Annotated in this window: 16 protein-coding genes and 1 pseudogene; 9 read left to right on the top strand and 8 right to left on the bottom strand. The window is 39.2% G+C overall.

The features are described from left to right. The 3 genes from AB5062_RS08395 to AB5062_RS08385 form a co-directional block, all read left to right on the top strand. The coding region (locus AB5062_RS08395; RefSeq protein ID WP_169757494.1) for a transposase at window positions 1-127 on the top strand (127 nt) is incomplete at its 5' end. Window positions 128-245: 118 nt separating this feature from the next. Next, window positions 246-632 (top strand): hypothetical protein, encoded by a 387-nt coding sequence (locus tag AB5062_RS08390; RefSeq protein ID WP_368326856.1) that lies wholly within the window; start codon window positions 246-248, stop codon window positions 630-632. 120 nt (window positions 633-752) lie between these two features. After that, entirely contained in the window at window positions 753-1,340 is a 588-nt protein-coding gene (locus tag AB5062_RS08385) for a cysteine peptidase family C39 domain-containing protein (RefSeq protein WP_005845641.1), read from the top strand. 18 nt (window positions 1,341-1,358) lie between these two features. Here the strand turns inward: AB5062_RS08385 and AB5062_RS08380 are convergent. The 8 genes and pseudogenes from AB5062_RS08380 to AB5062_RS08345 all read right to left on the bottom strand — a co-directional run bounded on the left by AB5062_RS08380 (window position 1,359) and on the right by AB5062_RS08345 (window position 9,275). Continuing rightward, a pseudogene (locus AB5062_RS08380) lies at window positions 1,359-3,109 on the bottom strand (outer membrane beta-barrel family protein). Window positions 3,110-3,138: 29 nt separating this feature from the next. Continuing rightward, on the bottom strand, window positions 3,139-5,448 hold the full coding sequence (locus tag AB5062_RS08375; RefSeq protein ID WP_117615814.1) for an outer membrane beta-barrel family protein: 2,310 nt from the start codon (window positions 5,446-5,448) through the stop codon (window positions 3,139-3,141). A 35-nt stretch (window positions 5,449-5,483) separates the two neighbouring features. Continuing rightward, window positions 5,484-6,863 (bottom strand): radical SAM protein, encoded by a 1,380-nt coding sequence (locus AB5062_RS08370; protein ID WP_110506400.1) that lies wholly within the window; start codon window positions 6,861-6,863, stop codon window positions 5,484-5,486. A gap of 127 nt (window positions 6,864-6,990) precedes the next feature. Beyond that, window positions 6,991-7,191: a hypothetical protein gene (locus AB5062_RS08365; protein WP_008655342.1), complete on the bottom strand. Its 201-nt coding sequence runs from the start codon at window positions 7,189-7,191 to the stop codon at window positions 6,991-6,993. 223 nt (window positions 7,192-7,414) lie between these two features. After that, window positions 7,415-7,837: a DUF6261 family protein gene (locus tag AB5062_RS08360; RefSeq protein WP_007831156.1), complete on the bottom strand. Its 423-nt coding sequence runs from the start codon at window positions 7,835-7,837 to the stop codon at window positions 7,415-7,417. A gap of 19 nt (window positions 7,838-7,856) precedes the next feature. Then, window positions 7,857-8,240: a hypothetical protein gene (locus AB5062_RS08355; protein ID WP_007843438.1), complete on the bottom strand. Its 384-nt coding sequence runs from the start codon at window positions 8,238-8,240 to the stop codon at window positions 7,857-7,859. Window positions 8,241-8,320: 80 nt separating this feature from the next. Further along, window positions 8,321-8,605, bottom strand: a complete 285-nt coding sequence (locus AB5062_RS08350; protein WP_171030612.1) for a hypothetical protein — start codon at window positions 8,603-8,605, stop codon at window positions 8,321-8,323. Then, on the bottom strand, window positions 8,559-9,275 hold the full coding sequence (locus tag AB5062_RS08345) for a hypothetical protein (protein ID WP_227212383.1): 717 nt from the start codon (window positions 9,273-9,275) through the stop codon (window positions 8,559-8,561). The genes AB5062_RS08350 and AB5062_RS08345 overlap by 47 nt, the downstream gene beginning before the upstream one ends. A gap of 49 nt (window positions 9,276-9,324) precedes the next feature. Here AB5062_RS08345 and AB5062_RS08340 point away from each other — a divergent pair, with 49 nt between their 5' ends. The 6 genes from AB5062_RS08340 to AB5062_RS08315 all read left to right on the top strand — a co-directional run bounded on the left by AB5062_RS08340 (window position 9,325) and on the right by AB5062_RS08315 (window position 16,410). Then, the gene (locus tag AB5062_RS08340) at window positions 9,325-11,220 is read left to right on the top strand and encodes a tetratricopeptide repeat protein (protein ID WP_117596673.1); all 1,896 of its coding nucleotides are present in this window, start codon (window positions 9,325-9,327) and stop codon (window positions 11,218-11,220) included. A 163-nt stretch (window positions 11,221-11,383) separates the two neighbouring features. Next, window positions 11,384-11,797, top strand: a complete 414-nt coding sequence (locus tag AB5062_RS08335) for a DUF3244 domain-containing protein (protein WP_005853036.1) — start codon at window positions 11,384-11,386, stop codon at window positions 11,795-11,797. A gap of 34 nt (window positions 11,798-11,831) precedes the next feature. Next, on the top strand, window positions 11,832-12,071 hold the full coding sequence (locus AB5062_RS08330; RefSeq protein WP_005853034.1) for a hypothetical protein: 240 nt from the start codon (window positions 11,832-11,834) through the stop codon (window positions 12,069-12,071). A gap of 32 nt (window positions 12,072-12,103) precedes the next feature. Continuing rightward, window positions 12,104-13,018, top strand: coding sequence for a hypothetical protein (locus tag AB5062_RS08325; RefSeq protein WP_005853031.1), 915 nt, complete (start codon window positions 12,104-12,106; stop codon window positions 13,016-13,018). Further along, on the top strand, window positions 13,015-15,216 hold the full coding sequence (locus AB5062_RS08320) for a peptidase domain-containing ABC transporter (protein WP_005853030.1): 2,202 nt from the start codon (window positions 13,015-13,017) through the stop codon (window positions 15,214-15,216). Before AB5062_RS08325 ends, AB5062_RS08320 begins: the two co-directional genes overlap by 4 nt. 48 nt (window positions 15,217-15,264) lie before the next feature. Further along, window positions 15,265-16,410, top strand: a complete 1,146-nt coding sequence (locus tag AB5062_RS08315; protein WP_005853027.1) for an HlyD family efflux transporter periplasmic adaptor subunit — start codon at window positions 15,265-15,267, stop codon at window positions 16,408-16,410. Window positions 16,411-16,448: the final 38 nt, after the last annotated feature.

Genomic DNA, 16,448 nt, shown 5'->3' with positions numbered 1-16,448 from the left:
TGAAGAACGATTGACAAATGCTTCAGCGGAGTCGTTCAATGCTAAAATCAAAGCTTTTCGAAGCCAGTTAAGAGGGGTGGCTGATCTGAAGTTCTTCATGTTCAGACTGGCTAGGCTATACGCTTAAAAGAAAGCTTGCCAACCCGGAAAATCCGCTGACCCATAAAAATTCAAAGATTCTAGAAGATTTTTATAGAGTTATAAAAAGAAGTTCCATCAGAAATCCCCGGTACCAATTCATATTATTGACCGACATACCAAATGTATATCAATCGTCTGAATTGCCCGACAACATGGAATTATTCCGCACGCTGAACCTTAACACCATATTACCATTATGCGATTTGGCTTTGACCGACTCACATTCTGACGCATGGCTGGATTGTACCTTTGCTCAAATACCGGTACTGAAATATTCGCCTAAAGATATGATAAACATAACTCCGATGAAATTGGAGCAACAAATAGAATATGCATTACAAAATAAAACAACACTAACACAAAAGGCGAAAGAGTTATGCGATTTCTTTGAGCGTAAGAATCGGGAAATAAACAAAATAGCCGATATGTTAATAGAAAGAGCAGGACGTAACAGATATAACTCATGCAGACTCCGGCCGCACACTTATTAAAGTAATTCAGCGTTCATACCTACTTCCACGTCCAAATGAACGTTAATCGCTCCAATGAATTTCTTTTTTTAAGTGATTGCGGCCGCTCCATGAGTTTTCTCTTATAAAACAAACCGGGTTATGACAGAATACGAACTTGATAAAATAAAGAAATCATTTGTCCGTTCCAATGCTAAGTGCCCTGTAGAGGTAGCTTGCCTGCTCACTGTTATAAAATATTACAACGGAAAAGAAACGGACATACATACATTGACCGAATGGTGCAAAATAAATGGAAAGCTTACCTTGGCAGGAATGAAACAAGGGGCTATATATTCCGGCATGAAAGCCGAAATATGTTTGCAAAACATTCATCAATTAACACAAAGAAAACTTCCCATCATCCTTTTCACTCTCAATGATTTCAATGTACCAGGATATGTAGTCTGTTACGGCATTCATGAATCCCGATTCATTATCTGGGAACCAGAATTCGGACTCATGCAATATTGGGCGGACGAAATGAAAACATTATGGATAAAAGGAATAGCCCTGACCCTCTTTCCCACACAAGATTTTATGAATTCGGCAAATCTCCATCTAAAATGGTGGGAAATATATAGCTGGAGCAAACTATGGAAAAGAAAGGTAGAACATTGGTACGAATATATATGGTTAAACGTACCTTTATTCCGCCAAATGGTATATAAGCTGGGTAAGAACAAATGAAATGTGAAAAGTAGGCACTCATAATCTTTCCTTCTCACTCTCTCCGGCACCACTACCCTTATATTTATTACGCGTAGCATTAAATTTATAGCGTACCGTCAGCATCACTTTCCTACTATCATAATTATTAATTTGCAAAGAAGATGCCCGGTTATAATACATACGGTTTCCAGACTTCATACCATGGAACAAATCCGTACCACTCAGTTTCACAGACATCCTATCCCCCCAAAAGAACTTTGTAACCCCGGCATCCACATAAAAAATATTCTTGGTTTCCGAGCAATTCTCCATATCGCCTTTACTTTGATAATTCATTTCCACCGAAGCCATCCAGCCGTGATTAAAATTAAACGTATTATTAAAAGCCCCCGTAAACATCGGTTTGTTCATCTTCAGCAATCCATCGGTAGTCTCCAGATCCAGCCATTGTTTCTGCACTCCCCAATTCAATTGCGGCGACCAGATTCCAAACTTAGGCGCCAATGACAAGAATGCTGAAACAGACTTCAAGCTATGAAGATTTTTGAAAGAAATAAGCGTTACCGCCGGATTATACTCCATTTGTTCCCCCCAGTAAATGATTGCATTTCTTCTGTCATTATAATCCACACTAAACTGCATAAACTTCCATGCCCCCATCAAAGAAACGTTATGCACCACCTCATGTTCCAATAACGGATTGCCGGACTGAAGCGTGAACCTATTGGCATACGTCACATTATTGCTCAACTGCTGGTAGGACGGACGACGCGTCTTTGCCGCATAACTAAGCTGTAACTGCACTCCGCCTATTTCAGAACCCAATGAAACACTCGGAAAGAAATTACTGAAATTCCGGCTTTGTCCTTCCATATATTTCCCATCCTCATAATAATCAAAGTTCACCCACTCATAACGTCCCCCCACGGAGAGTTGCCCTATGGGGGTATTGCGGCTATACTCTAAAAACGGACTGATATTCTGCTCTTTCAGTTTACTGAATGAAGTCGGCACATAACCTTCCGGATTCACATAATCATCCTGCCGCTCTGTATGACTGTATTCAGCCCCTATCATGACATTTCCTCCAAGCAGCGGACGGCTCAGCACCAGTTTGGCAGCAAAGAGTTCACTTCTCAATGTATTGGTAGAAGTGACAACCCTATCTTCCTTATTACTGCTTTCACAGACGCATCATATCTTGCACCGGGGCTGGTAATCAGTTCTACATTCTTAATATCTTCTGACTTCAGCTGGTCCAGTTCCGACAAATCACGCAGCAATCTTCCATTCACATAGATTATCGGGCTCCCTTTTCCAAATACCTCATACGCATCATTTTTCTTCTGAAGTCCCGGTATATGCTTCAACACATCCTCCGCCGTACCCATTTTGCTAAGTACTGTTCCTTGCACATGGGTCTGCAACCCTTCAGCAGTAAGTTTATATGACGGGCGATTCCCCTTTACCACGACTTCCCCCAACAGATTAACATCTTCATGCATCACAATCGTTACCGGAAATTGAGCATAGGCTTTTGTCATCGGAATAAAGCCAAGACAAGAAATTCTGAGTATATTGTTACCGCTTGTTTGGTCTATGCTGAAAATTCCTTGTTCATTGCTAATTGTACCTTGCACAAAAGATGAATCTTTGGAAGATAGCAATACCACATTAGCAAAACTGACAGGATTTCCTTTTTCATCAACTAATGAGCCGGAAACACTCTGTGCGTCAACAATAATCACTTGTAACACTAATCCGAGTAGTAAAATCACTTTCCTCATGTTCTATACTTTTTATTTTTTTGAAATTATCACAAACGTCTTAGCTCATCATTTGCCGCTCCTGTCCCTTTATACTTGCTCTTTGTTGTATTAAACTTATAGCGCAAAGTAATAGAAAATTCACGAGTATCCCATTGATTAGTCTGCTCCCAAATAATACTGCCAAAATATGTTTGCCAATAATTACGTGAACCATGAAAAAGATCGTTCCCTCGAAGTTCCAGACTTAAGGCATCCCTTAAAAATGACTTACGGACAGAGATGTCAACTGTACCATAATTTTTGAACTGATACAAATTCTGATAATTTCCTTTTCCCATAAAAAGCCCATCCAAACTGACAAGAAAATCACCAGGAAGTTCAAATGTATTGTTGAACCTTATTGTAGGACGAGGCTTATTAAACTCTATGCCATCTATTGTCATCCATTGTTTCTTCACGCCGATATTTAGGTTAGGATGCCAAAAGCCAATAGCCGGTGAAATAGAGAAAGAAACATTCAAAGTCGGACGATTATGATAATTGAGGTAAGTCATCATCATTGAATTGCCATTATCTATCGGATCTCCCCAATAAATGATTTCCTTACGCCACTGCTGATAGCTGACAAGTAACTGTAAAAAACGCCATGTACCGACCAATGAAATATCGTGAATGGTGCACGGCTCCAGCAATGGGTTACCACGTTGCATAGTGAAACGGTCTACATAGGTGACATTGTTGCTTAACTGGCTATAAGTAGGTCGTTGCGTTTTAGCAGTATAACTCAACTGTGTCCGGACAGAACCTAGTTTTCTTGAAAAAGAAAGATTAGGAAACCAGTTTCCATACATACGGCTCTGTTCATCCATGTGCACACCATCCTTATAATAATCAAAAGTTACATGCTCATATCTTACACCCAATGAAAGGTTACCTATCGGGAACTGACGGCTGTATTCGGCAAAGCCACTCAATCCATATTCCTCTACACGACTGATGGTACTTTCCACATATTTCTCCGGATTACGGTACTCGTCATTGCGACGGGTATCCGTATATTCTCCGCCTACCGAAAGATTACCTCCAAACAACGGATAAGAAAGTACCAATTTAGAAGCTAGCAATTTATTCCTAATGTAACTCTGTGTATGCACATCCCGACTTTCTTGCTCTTGACTGACTTCGTGATAAAGACCTTTTCCTGTAGAAGTATTAGTATAATAGTCTGTATTAAAATCAATATTCAAATCTCCCACAGTACCATTATAATAAACATTTAGTTGATGAGTAGGCTTACCGGAAGTAGAAGAATACTCTTGATTTTCCAAGTGGTCATAAAACTGATTGTTGGCTGTAATATCATTAGAGGTAAATACATCCGACTTCGTATTTGGACGGGAAGTAAGAGTATAGCGGAATCCCAGTGAATGTTTATCATTCAGGCTGTAATTAGCTCCTATTTCACCTCGTAAAGACTTGTCTACTACAGTTCCATCCAATAAATTCTGATATTTCCATAAAGAATCAGACTCCAAGGTATGTACAATATCATTTTTCATGATATATTCGTTCTTTAAATAACGGAATATACCAAAAATATCAAGTCCATTATGGCGGTAGTTTACATTCAATTGCTCTATCAAGTCTACATTCTGGCTCTGATAGTAACTGGAACGGAGATCGAAGCCGAAACCATCTCCGGCACGCCGGATAGTCTGTATACGGATAACGGCAGTTACAGTTGCATCATAACGTGCACCGGGATTAGTAACAACTTCTACGCTCTTAATATCTTCCGAATTTAGTTGATCCAATTCCGAATCATCACGTACCTGCCGCCCATTGATATAAATAAGAGGTGTTCCTTTGCCAAGTACTTCATAGGAATTCCTCTCTTTTATTACACCCGGTACTTTTCCCAATACATCGCTTGCTGATCCGGCTTTAGAGAGTACACTATTTTGTATATTAGTCACCAGTGCGTCGCCTCTCATGCGAGTAACAGGCATATCAGCTTTTACCACAACTTCAGCCAATATCTGTGTGTCTGAAGCGAGACAGATAATTCCAAGATCTGTACTTCTGTTATCTAATGGACGATAAACAGTAGCATAGCCAATAGATGAGATGCGAAGCACATCCTTTGTTTCTTTGACATTGAGACTAAACGCGCCTTCTTCATTACTGATACTTCCTGCCACGAAAGCAGAATCGGGCAAAGAAAGTAACACTATATTGGCATAAGGGACAGGTTGTTGTTGCTCATCAATTACTTTACCTGTTACCGTAACCTGTGCTTGCAGCTGCACTGCCAACCCCATAAAGAAGTATAAACAAAAAAGTATATTCGCTCTCATATTCTATATTTTTAAAGTTTCAAAAACACATTATATTACAAAGCTATAGAATAATCAACGGCACATTCTATCGGTTTATTATAGAAGCTATTACCTTGATCATAATTCCTTAGACGACAAGTCATCAGTGAACACTTTTTGTTTAATGTACAAGTAGAACAAGTATCTATATTTTCCAAACTAAATCCTCCTCGGAACATTCTCCATTTATCTCTATTTTCCCAAAGTTCTTTCAAATTTTCTTTTGTAAGATCTCCTACAAGCAATTCTTCATGTCCAAAAGCATAAATACATGGATATAATTTTCCATCCGAACTAACGCCAATATGCGTTGTTCCGGCAGAACAATAAACTTTGTTGTTAACAAATTCATGATAGCGTTCCAAAGTAGCAACTTCTACTAAAGACAAACTCAGAAGATGACCATATTCTTCCTCTAATTGAGCAAAATTGTGTTTTACAATTTCACGTTGAGAGCGTGACAATATTAAAGTCAAATTCTCGTTTGCTCTGCCTATTCTATCTGTAAATCCAAAGAAGATACCTTTTACTCCCAAAGAAATTGCTAACTTTACAGCTTCTTGTAAATAAAGATAATTATTTGAATTAATAGTGTATGTTAAGGAAACTTTTGCACCATGAGCGACCAAAAGTTCAATGTTTTTTACAACTTTATTAAAGACTCCTTTTCCTCTCAGCTGGTCATGCTGCTTATCCGAGTGCCCATCTAAAGATATAGTTAATGATACATTTTTTCTAGATAATGCCTCAACATTACTACTATTTATTAATGTACCATTAGTTAGTACTCTATAATTAATCCTTTTATCGACAATATTATTAAAGACCTCAGAAAAATGTGGATAAAACATGATTTCACCCCCTGTAAGTGTCACATTATGCATTCTGCAATCCTCAAACTGTTCAAAAATGCCAATCCAGTCAGAAACCCCAAGTTCTTTGTATCGACTACTATTAGGAGAAGAACTTTGGAAACAATGTTTGCATCTTAAATTACAATTATGTGTAAAATGCAATTCAGCAGTTAAAGGAGTAGATGTAATAGGAACATCATAACCACAAACTCCATCTCCATTAGGGAAACCATCTCCCTTATGTAATGGAAATTCCGAAGGAACTAAAAAATTTAAAGGTTCTACCTCCTTGCAAAGATTCCAAAACCCTTCCCAATCTATTTTAATATTCTTTTGCTCAATAGCTTCATACAAACTTGAAAAAGACAAAGCCTTATCATGAAATATTTTCAAAAGAGTATAACATGATCTTGTCACATACAAGGTTAAACGAGAAGTAATATCATAAACAGAATATTTTCTAGATTCATAATATGGATCTGTTCTTAATATCCAATTATTTGCTAATGTATATTTTATAGTTAAATCATTTATAATCATAAGAATCTATTTATAATGGTAAGTATTTATCATATATTCAGATATAAAAATTAAGATAAAGAAGGTACTTATCGCTAAGTACCTTCTACTTCAGACTAATCTTTTTAGATTGATCTGAAACAAATCATTAACCATTGCAGCAGATGATTCCACCAAGAGAACCTTCAGATGGTCTTTCAAGATCTTCATGCTTAATACCGCCTTCCAGCTTTTCAGCATCTTCATTACTAATAATATCTTCTCCATTTTGAGGAGTTGAATTTTCAGAAGAATAATTCTTTTTGTTTTCCTCCAAGGCTTTAGCCTTGTTTTCATTGTTCTCTTTCATAATGAATTTATTTTAAATGGTTAAACAATAAGGGTTTGTTTTGATATTGCAAATGTAATCTCCCACAGTCCGACACCTCCGGACTGAACAAAAAAAAAATTTCATTTAACATTCTTTCGTATTCTCATAGAAAGACTGCCTTAAATAAAAGTAACCACACTTTTATTTAAGGCAGTCTTATAGAATCGCTTATACAAGTAGCAGATCAATTCATTGCCGCACCTTAGTTATTGATAACCGGCAATAATTTTAGGCCCTTTCTCTCATTCTTTTTACGCTTGGCATCTGCCTTACGGTTATTGATAACCAATTGATAAGATTCAGCCACAGCATTCAGTTCATCGGCAAAGGCAATAAACAGTTCATTATCATAATAAAAGAACATATCATTTACCAATGAATATAGCTGATTCAATAATCCATTACAGTTCTTATGCAGACTAGTAGCCGAAAGACCTTTCTGTTCTTTCACAATACCACGCTGTGTATCTAAGTCCAAATAAAGATTATTTGCCTTTTCCACTTCAGTGATGCGATCAGCCAGATTCAGTCGTTCTACTGAATCATGGTTTTTCTCTGATTGCAGAATCAAAATGTAACCTGCAATGCGGGCAGACATATCGGAACGGGTAATTATCTTATTCATTTTATAATTTCCAGTCTGATCAATAAGGCTTCTTGCAGCATCTTGATCTTCTTTTGTTCCTATATCTCTTGCTCTTGATGTTCATCTGTAATGCGCTGAAACATTTGCGACGAATATCATGGGCTTCGGACAGACCGACTGTTTCAGAATAAAGATGGCTTTTATTTAACTTTTGACCATATTCAGCTAATATAGCCTGTAATGCCAAATGCTTGTTGGTTAAATCCACTTTATCGTTTGCTGATTCAGGTATCTTTCCAGATCCATCTTTTACAACTGCATCCGACGAACCTTTCAATAGCTTTGCATATTTATCATATACACCTAACCAACGTGACATAAAATCATAGTTTTCTGACAAATTCAGAAAATTAATAGAAACTAATGCTCTTGCTTCAATCATTTGTTACAAATATTTATAAGTTTAATCCTCATTTTTATTTGCGAATTATAATTTTCTTATCAATCTGACCACAGATTGGATTAAGAATACTCAAACATTTGCTTCACATTATCTATATAGTCTTCTTTTACACGTACCATTGTCTGTAATGTAGAGGTAAATATAGAATCCAATGAAAACTGCAAGAATTTAATTCCAGACTCTTTTAAAAAGTAAATATCATCCTCTTTTAGCGGTATTTTTGTACTCAATAAAGGTGTGAATCCATATTGCCCCACTTTTCGTATCACCTCTTTCCAATCAGGGAAAGCAAAAATATCACCTCCTGTCAAAGCCAGATTCCCCCCCCATATCATGAGCTTCATCTATCACCTTTATAATTTGCCAACTTGTCAAATCGTTCTTCCTGTTTCTATCCGCATAGCAATACATACAATCCGTCCTGCATTGGGTTGTAATCATAAAGTTAAGATTCAGCGGAACAGAAGGACGTTTAGGTATAAAGTCTGTAGTATAAAATAATTCATTATCCGTATAAACACTTCCCTCCGATTCTTCCTTAACAGAAGTCAGCAGATACGGGGGAAAAGAAATCGTCACTCCTTTATAATTCCATCCTACTTTTACTGGATTATCGATTATTTTTCGAATAAACTTATCTATCAGGTCTGATTTTATATTTAGGGTATTTGCTATATTTTCTATTGAAGCATTTAATTCTCCTTCTCCAATATGTGACAAGATATATCCAATAGAAGGTGGAACTACGCTTGCAAAAGCCATGGCATATTCTAGCTTAGCAGTAATTAAAGCTGATTTAGCAATGATATAAGAACAATTATTTTCGTTTCTAATCACATATTGTGGATTCAAATAGATATACATAATACAGCCGTTTTTATACATAAAATAGTAAGGAGGGCATGCCTCCTTACTAAATTGAATATTTAAGATCCATAATACTTCTATCAACACTGGATGCAAACTATAATCAATCACTCTTTTTTTGTAAATAGTGATATAAAATCTTTTCAATATCGTTTTTAATTTCTATATTTGTTCGCTATACATAAATGCAAATACTATGAAAAAAACAATTGGAATAAAAAGAAACTTTATTATTATAATAATAAGTATACTCCTTTCTGCCTGCACAAAAAAAGAAAATGCTTCTCAACAAGCGTTGTTGCTTGAATTGGTTCAAGCGGAAGCGGTGATGTATGAACATCCGGATAGTGCACTGGGTGTATTACAAGGGATGAAAGTTCCGGCAGTATCGGACAAATTGCAAAATGCTACTTGGGCGTTGCTAACAGTGCAAGCCAAGTATAAGAATTATAAAGAAGAACTTGCTGACTCTACCTTAATTAATATAGCCTATGATTACTTTATGAAGCAAAACAATCCCCAACGGAAAGCAATGGTACTTTATTATAAAGGTGTATTATATGAAAAAGCTGATAAAAAGAATGAAGCACAAGAATCCTATTTAAAAGCAATAGAAGAAGTAGAAAAGACGAAAGACTATCAACTGGCACATTTGATTTATAGCAGTATAGGAAATATATACCTATATAATTCGCTGAATGAATATGCATTGCAAATGTTTAAACAGTCATTGCACTATGCGAAACTATCCGAAAATAAGAATTATATATGTTCTGCATATTATGATTTGGGAAAAGTATATTCCGTATTATTTGATTTTGATAATAGCATCAAATATTATAAAGAAGCTATACAAATGGCAGAAACTCTACATAATAATGGTATATTAATAAATGGAATGAACGAATTAGCAGGAGTATATACCGAAACAAAAGATTATCAACCTGCCCTATCCTATGCCCAAAAAGCTTTAATACTTAAAGAAACAAGCGAATTACCCCTAAAAAAAAGGCTAGAACAAAGTTACTTGGTAATTGGTGACATATATAGACGCATTAATAAAACAGATTCTGCCTATTATTATCTGAATAAAACATTATCCTCCAATCGCATGGAAACGATTTGTGCAACTTATGAAATTTTATATAATCTAAGCAAAGAGAAAAAAGACTATGAAAAAATGAGCCTATATTGCGATAGTATGGTAGTTTATCAAGATTCTGTCTGGAAATTGCATAAAAATAAAGAGCTTATGAATATGCAGGAAAAGTATAACCAGCAAAAACTATTGAATGAAAAGAACCAGCTAAAAATAGAAAATAATACTATCATCCGTAATGTACTAATCATATTGGTAGTGGTATTCTGCCTGATAGCTATCCTTATCTATATATACCAGCGAAAATTAATCCGTAAAGAGCATATCATACAAAGACATGAAGAAGAAATACAGCTGAATACCTTAAAAAGACAAGAGAATGAGAGAATAATCAGTCGTAACCAAAGCCGCATGAAGGAACTGGCAGAACAAATGGAGGCGAATAAAGATGCGCAGGAACAGTTGGAGGAGCAAAAGAATGTACTATCTGAAATAAAATGCCAAAATGAAGCCCTGCAACAAGAGAATAAAATGTTGCAGCAACATATTGATAAATATTCTTCTTCGCTGAATGAAAAGTCCAAAGAACTTGAAAGATTGGGACTTTTAGGAGAAGAAAACCAACGATTGCATGATCGTGAAAGATTCCTGTGCAACCAACTGATAAAAAAGACAGATGTCCTTTACCGGCTAAAGACAAAGCCCCAATACATGAAAGACGAGCAATGGGAAGAGGTAAAGGAAACAATGAATCTATTATTCGATAATTATATAGTAAGGCTTTCCACTCTTGTACCTTCATTGACAGAAAGCGATTTGCAGATATGCTGCTTCATCAAGTTGGGAATAGCCAATCCGGGAATAGCTGATTTGCTGGGGATAGAATCGACTTCGGTATCTAAAAGAAAATTAAGATTGAAAGAACGTATCACTCAAAAGATAGGAGCATTCGGCAAAGGACAGACACTGGATCTGTGGCTATGGGAGTTCTAGGGAAGCAACTGTCCACATTCCGCATTCGCACAAAGAGGTAATATTCTAATTATTAGCATATTATCTCTTTTTTAATTGTCCATATAACGTACATATCCGGTCTATCTGTTTTTCATTCTAAATCCATAACTTTGCAGCATAACAATCAATCAATAATATTATTATGAAAACAACTAAAGAATTAAAGATTTGGAGTTTGCGTATGGTATTATTCACCATATTGCTTAGTGGTTTATCGGTGCAGAAAGTGTATTCTTTTTGTAATAGTACAGAAATTATTATAAATGGGAAGTGGTATAGCAATCAAGAAAAAGTTAATACACGAAGCCTGCCATCTATTCCCATCACAGCCTGCACCGATGGCCAGAACATCTACATTGAAAACACATCTCCGGACTGTGACATACAAATTACCATCACCGGTAATCAAACAGGAGAAGTGATGTATGAACAGTTAGTGCCCCAAGCACAAACAAGCTATATTATCATTTCCATAGCCAGTTTCCCATCCGGAGAATATACATTAGAACTAACTAGTGAAGATGGGAAATACTTGGTTGGAGCTTTTAAAAGATAACCCTAATTATTCATCCTAAAAAACTACAAAGACCATGAAACGAGTAGACCTTAAGAAAATCCTCTATATGGATTTTCTTATCCGGCACAAGTGCACAGGCACATCCAAGGAATTTGCAGCAAAGATGGATATGTCACGTTCCACTCTCTTTGAGTACATTGCCTATATGCGCGATGAACTGGAAGTGTGCATCCTTTTCGATAAATTCTTAGGAACATATTATTATGATGGCAAAAATCTATATACGTCATTAGGCTTTAAAGTAGTAGGATAATACGAATTGAAATGTGATGAGAAAAACGGGGCATGTTTGAATTTCTTTTTGATATAAAACCGGATGCAGGAAATGTATGTCCCACCACCCGACTGGCATACCTGATTAGTGAACGGGGAAACAAGGTCTATTATACCGATACCTCCGACTCCGTTTTCACTACCGGTTTGCTGCGGAAAGGAATAGGACGCATCATTTATCCACATGATTTCCGATGGTTTACGCCACATTTGGCATTGCTGGACTATCAACTGCAAGATAAGCAGCAAGTCTATAATGAATATGACATAAACTATCTGTTTATAGCCATAAACAAAACCGACAGAAAGATAGACCTAATGCCGGAAATGCCCGTCGTCACCCTGCCGCCTATTCCTTATAAATTGCTGCCGCAAGGTGCAAAAGACGACGATTTCATCGACAAACTGACGGAAATAAAAGAAGACCGTTCACGCACTGTTATTATAGGCTTGCTGGAAGACGAGGAAGAAGAAAGAAAAGTGAACACCCCCTCACATACGGAATCATTCTACAAAGCCATAAAGCAGAGTGCGAGCATCCATCCGCAATATCAATTCATCCTGCTGACCAATCATGGAGAGGTGGAAACCCGGTTGTTTTCATTACCGCCCAATATAGCCATTTACCGCCTGCCCCGCCTGCAAGCCCTGTTGCCCTTGTGCGACATGGCGCTTATCACCGGAGGAATAACCCACTGGACGGAATGCACCTTTGCCCATGTGCCCATGGCAGAGTTCACGCCACAGGAAATAAAAAAAATTACCCCCGTGAAACTGGACAGGCAGATCATTGATCTACTGGCAAACCGGGAATACATCATAGAACGGCAAAAACACCTGTGCGCCTTCTTTGAGAGCGAAAGTGAAAGGATGAACGAAATAGCCGACTGGCTGATAAACAGAGTAAAACAAAAAAGACAATTATGAGCAAATTTCCATTCTACAAACAGTTGGACGGCATGGACTGCGGCCCCTCCTGCCTGAGAATGATAGCCAAATATTATGGAAAGACATTCTCCGTACAGCAGTTACGCGAGCAATCATACATACAGCGCACGGGAGTTAACTTGCTAGGTATCAGTGAAGCGGCAGCCAGCATAGGGCTGCGCGCCACCGGTATACGCACTTCAATGGAAAAACTGAAACAACAGTCAAAACTGCCATGCATCATCCACTGGAACCAGGAACATTTCGTGGTCCTCTATAAAATAGAAAAGAAAAGGGGCAAAACTTGGTTCTACATTGCCGACCCTGCCTACGGATTGCTGAAATATGAGGAACAGGAGTTGAAAAAATGCTGGATCAGTACCACACAAGGCGGAATAGAAAAAGGAATTGCCCTCTTGCTGGATGTTACCCCGCAATTTTATGAAGCGGAACCCATAAAATATGAAAAGCTGTCATTATGGTATCTGTTTCACTATGTACGTCCCTACAAAAAGGCGATGATACAGCTCATCATCGGCCTGCTGGCCGGCAGTTTGCTGCAACTGGTCTTCCCTTTTCTCACCCAAACCATTGTAGACCAAGGCATAGGGCACAGGAATCTGAATTTTATACAGCTCATTTTGGTCGCACAACTCATGCTGGTATTCAGCCGCACACTTATTGAGGTGATCCGGCGCTGTATACTGCTCCACATCAGTACGCGCGTCAACGTGTCGCTCATCTCGGATTTCCTCTCCAAGCTGATGCGGCTGCCCATGAGGTTCTTTGACAGCAAACTGGCAGGCGACTTGATACGCCGCATCGAAGACCACAACCGCATCGAGAGTTTCCTCACCCAGTCCGTGCTCAATATTTTGTTCTCTACCCTCACGGTAGTCATCTTCGGTATCGTGCTGGCCATATACAGCTGGAAAATATTCCTCATTTTCATTCTGTTCAGCGCAGCCTATATGGGTTGGGTAAAGCTGTTCATGCGCAAGCGGGCCGACTTGAACAGGAAGAACTTTGAACAGATGTCCGTCAATCAGAATAATTTGATGCAACTCATCTACGGTATGCAGGACATCAAGCTGCTGGGCTGCGAACAGCAAAAACGCTGGGAATGGGAAAACATACAAGCTTCTCTCTTCCGCATTAATATGAGTTCACTCAACCTGGGGCAGTGGCAGCAGGTGGGAGCCGTACTTATCAACGAAGTGAAAAACGTACTGATAACAGTTCTCTCTGCCACCGCCGTACTACATGGAAGCATCACGCTGGGTGTGATGCTTTCCATACAGTACATCATCGGACAGATGCAAGGGCCTATCAGCCAATTCGTTTCCTTCATGCAGGACACGCAGGACGCGCAGCTCAGCCTGGAACGTCTCGGAGAAATACATGGCAAGCCCGATGAAGAGACAGAAGGCATGGACCAGGATACCCAAATATCAGGCAAAGACCCGATTCAATTGCAAAATGTAGTCTTTACTTACGGATCAGAAAAATCGAAACGCATCATCAAAGGGCTATCGCTGGACATACCAGCCGGAAAGACTACCGCCATCGTGGGCCTCAGCGGCAGTGGGAAAACAACGCTGATAAAACTGATGCTCGGATTCTATCCTCCCATCGGAGGAGCGGTGATGATAGGCAATCAGTCGCTACAAAAAATCAGTTTCAAGGAGTGGCGCAAACATTGTGGAGTAGTGATGCAGGAGGGATTCATATTCGGCGATACCATTGCCAACAACATAGCGCCGGATGGCAGCATGATAGACAAAGAACGCCTGCTGTATGCCGTAGAGATGGCAAATATACGTGAGTTCATCGAATCCTTGCCTTTAAAGTATAACACCAAAATAGGTAACACGGGGCAAGGATTGAGCCAAGGGCAGAAGCAGCGCATCCTGATAGCGCGCGCCATTTACCGTAATCCCGATTACCTGTTTTTTGATGAAGCGACGAATGCGCTCGATACGGACAATGAGAAAGTGATACAGGAAAATCTGGAGAGATTCTTCAAGGACAAAACGGTGGTCATCGTGGCGCACCGCCTGAGCACCGTAAAGAATGCCGACCAGATAGTGGTACTGAAAGAAGGGGAGATAACGGAACGGGGCACGCACGAAGAACTCATTGCCCGGCAGGGTGATTACTACAGGCTGGTGAAGAATCAGCTGGAACTGAGCGCTTAGGAAATTTAAAAATGAGAATTGAGAATTAAAAAATAATAGCAATAAGGTATGGAGGAAATCTATAAACCTAATACGGACGGACCGGAAAAGGTAGAAGTATATAGCCGCGAAAACAATGATATGCTGGGAGATATGCCCGAATGGTTGATCCATACGGGAAGCTACATCGTATATGGACTGATTGTTTTTCTTATTGCAGGCACGGCATTATTTAAGTATCCTGACACAATAAGAAAAACGATAACCATTGATGACTTGGGAAGTGCGGAATGGATCACTGCCAATCAGGCAGGAATGATAGACCGCTTTTTTGTGGAAAACCAATCACCTGTACAAAAGAACGACACGCTGGGCATACTGAAAAATACTGCCCTACTGGAAGACGTACAAACATTTTGCCGCGTACTGACCAAAATAGAATGGTACTACCGCACCAACGACATCAAGTACCTGCAAGACTATCCCTTTGACCTCATCATGGGTGAAATGTCTTCCGCCTACGAACAGTTCACCCAAGCCGTGCGTACGTGCGTGATGTATCAGGAGTTTGATATCTATCCGCAGAAGAAAAAATACCTGGATGAAGAACTCCGGATACTGGAAAGTACCGGTAAGGCAGATGCCATGGCGGTGCTGAATGTGAAACGCGAACTCTTTGAACTGGATATAAACCACCGGATGGAGACTGCCAAAAACCTCCGGATGCTGGAACTGGCTTACGAAAACATGGTGAACAGCCTCCGCACGTGGGACAAGAAGTACCTCATCAAAAGCCATCACGACGGCATAGTGGTATGGGGAAAGACATGGGGCATGAGCGCCCGGGTAAATGAAGGAGACACCCTGTGCACCGTTATCTCCAAGCAACAGGGGAATCCCCTCGGGCACATCACTCTTTCACAAGACGAAGTGGCGGAAATTGCCGTGGGTGACAAAGTAAATATCGAACTGAACAAATACCCCACCCACTCGTATGGCGTACTGCCGGGAAGAATCGCCTCCGTCTCTTTTGTGCCTTACAATAAAAGTTATGCCGTGGAAGTGGACTTTCCGGACGGACTGGTGACAACCAACAGAAAGGAAATAAAATATGAAATAGACATGTCCGGCCGGGCGGAGATCATCACTTCGAGCCGGAGCATACTGAGCAGGATTTTCGCACCCGTGTATGAATTGTTTTCCACCACGGAGTAACACCGTTTTTTTCACTACAGAGAATAACCAACTTAAAC

This window comes from Phocaeicola sp. RTP21359st1_B8_RTP21360_211022 (assembly GCF_040911965.1).
Classification (GTDB): Bacteria; Bacteroidota; Bacteroidia; order Bacteroidales; family Bacteroidaceae; genus Phocaeicola; species Phocaeicola vulgatus.
Note: the sequence above shows the minus strand (reverse complement) of the source record. Positions and strands in the feature narration are given on the sequence as shown.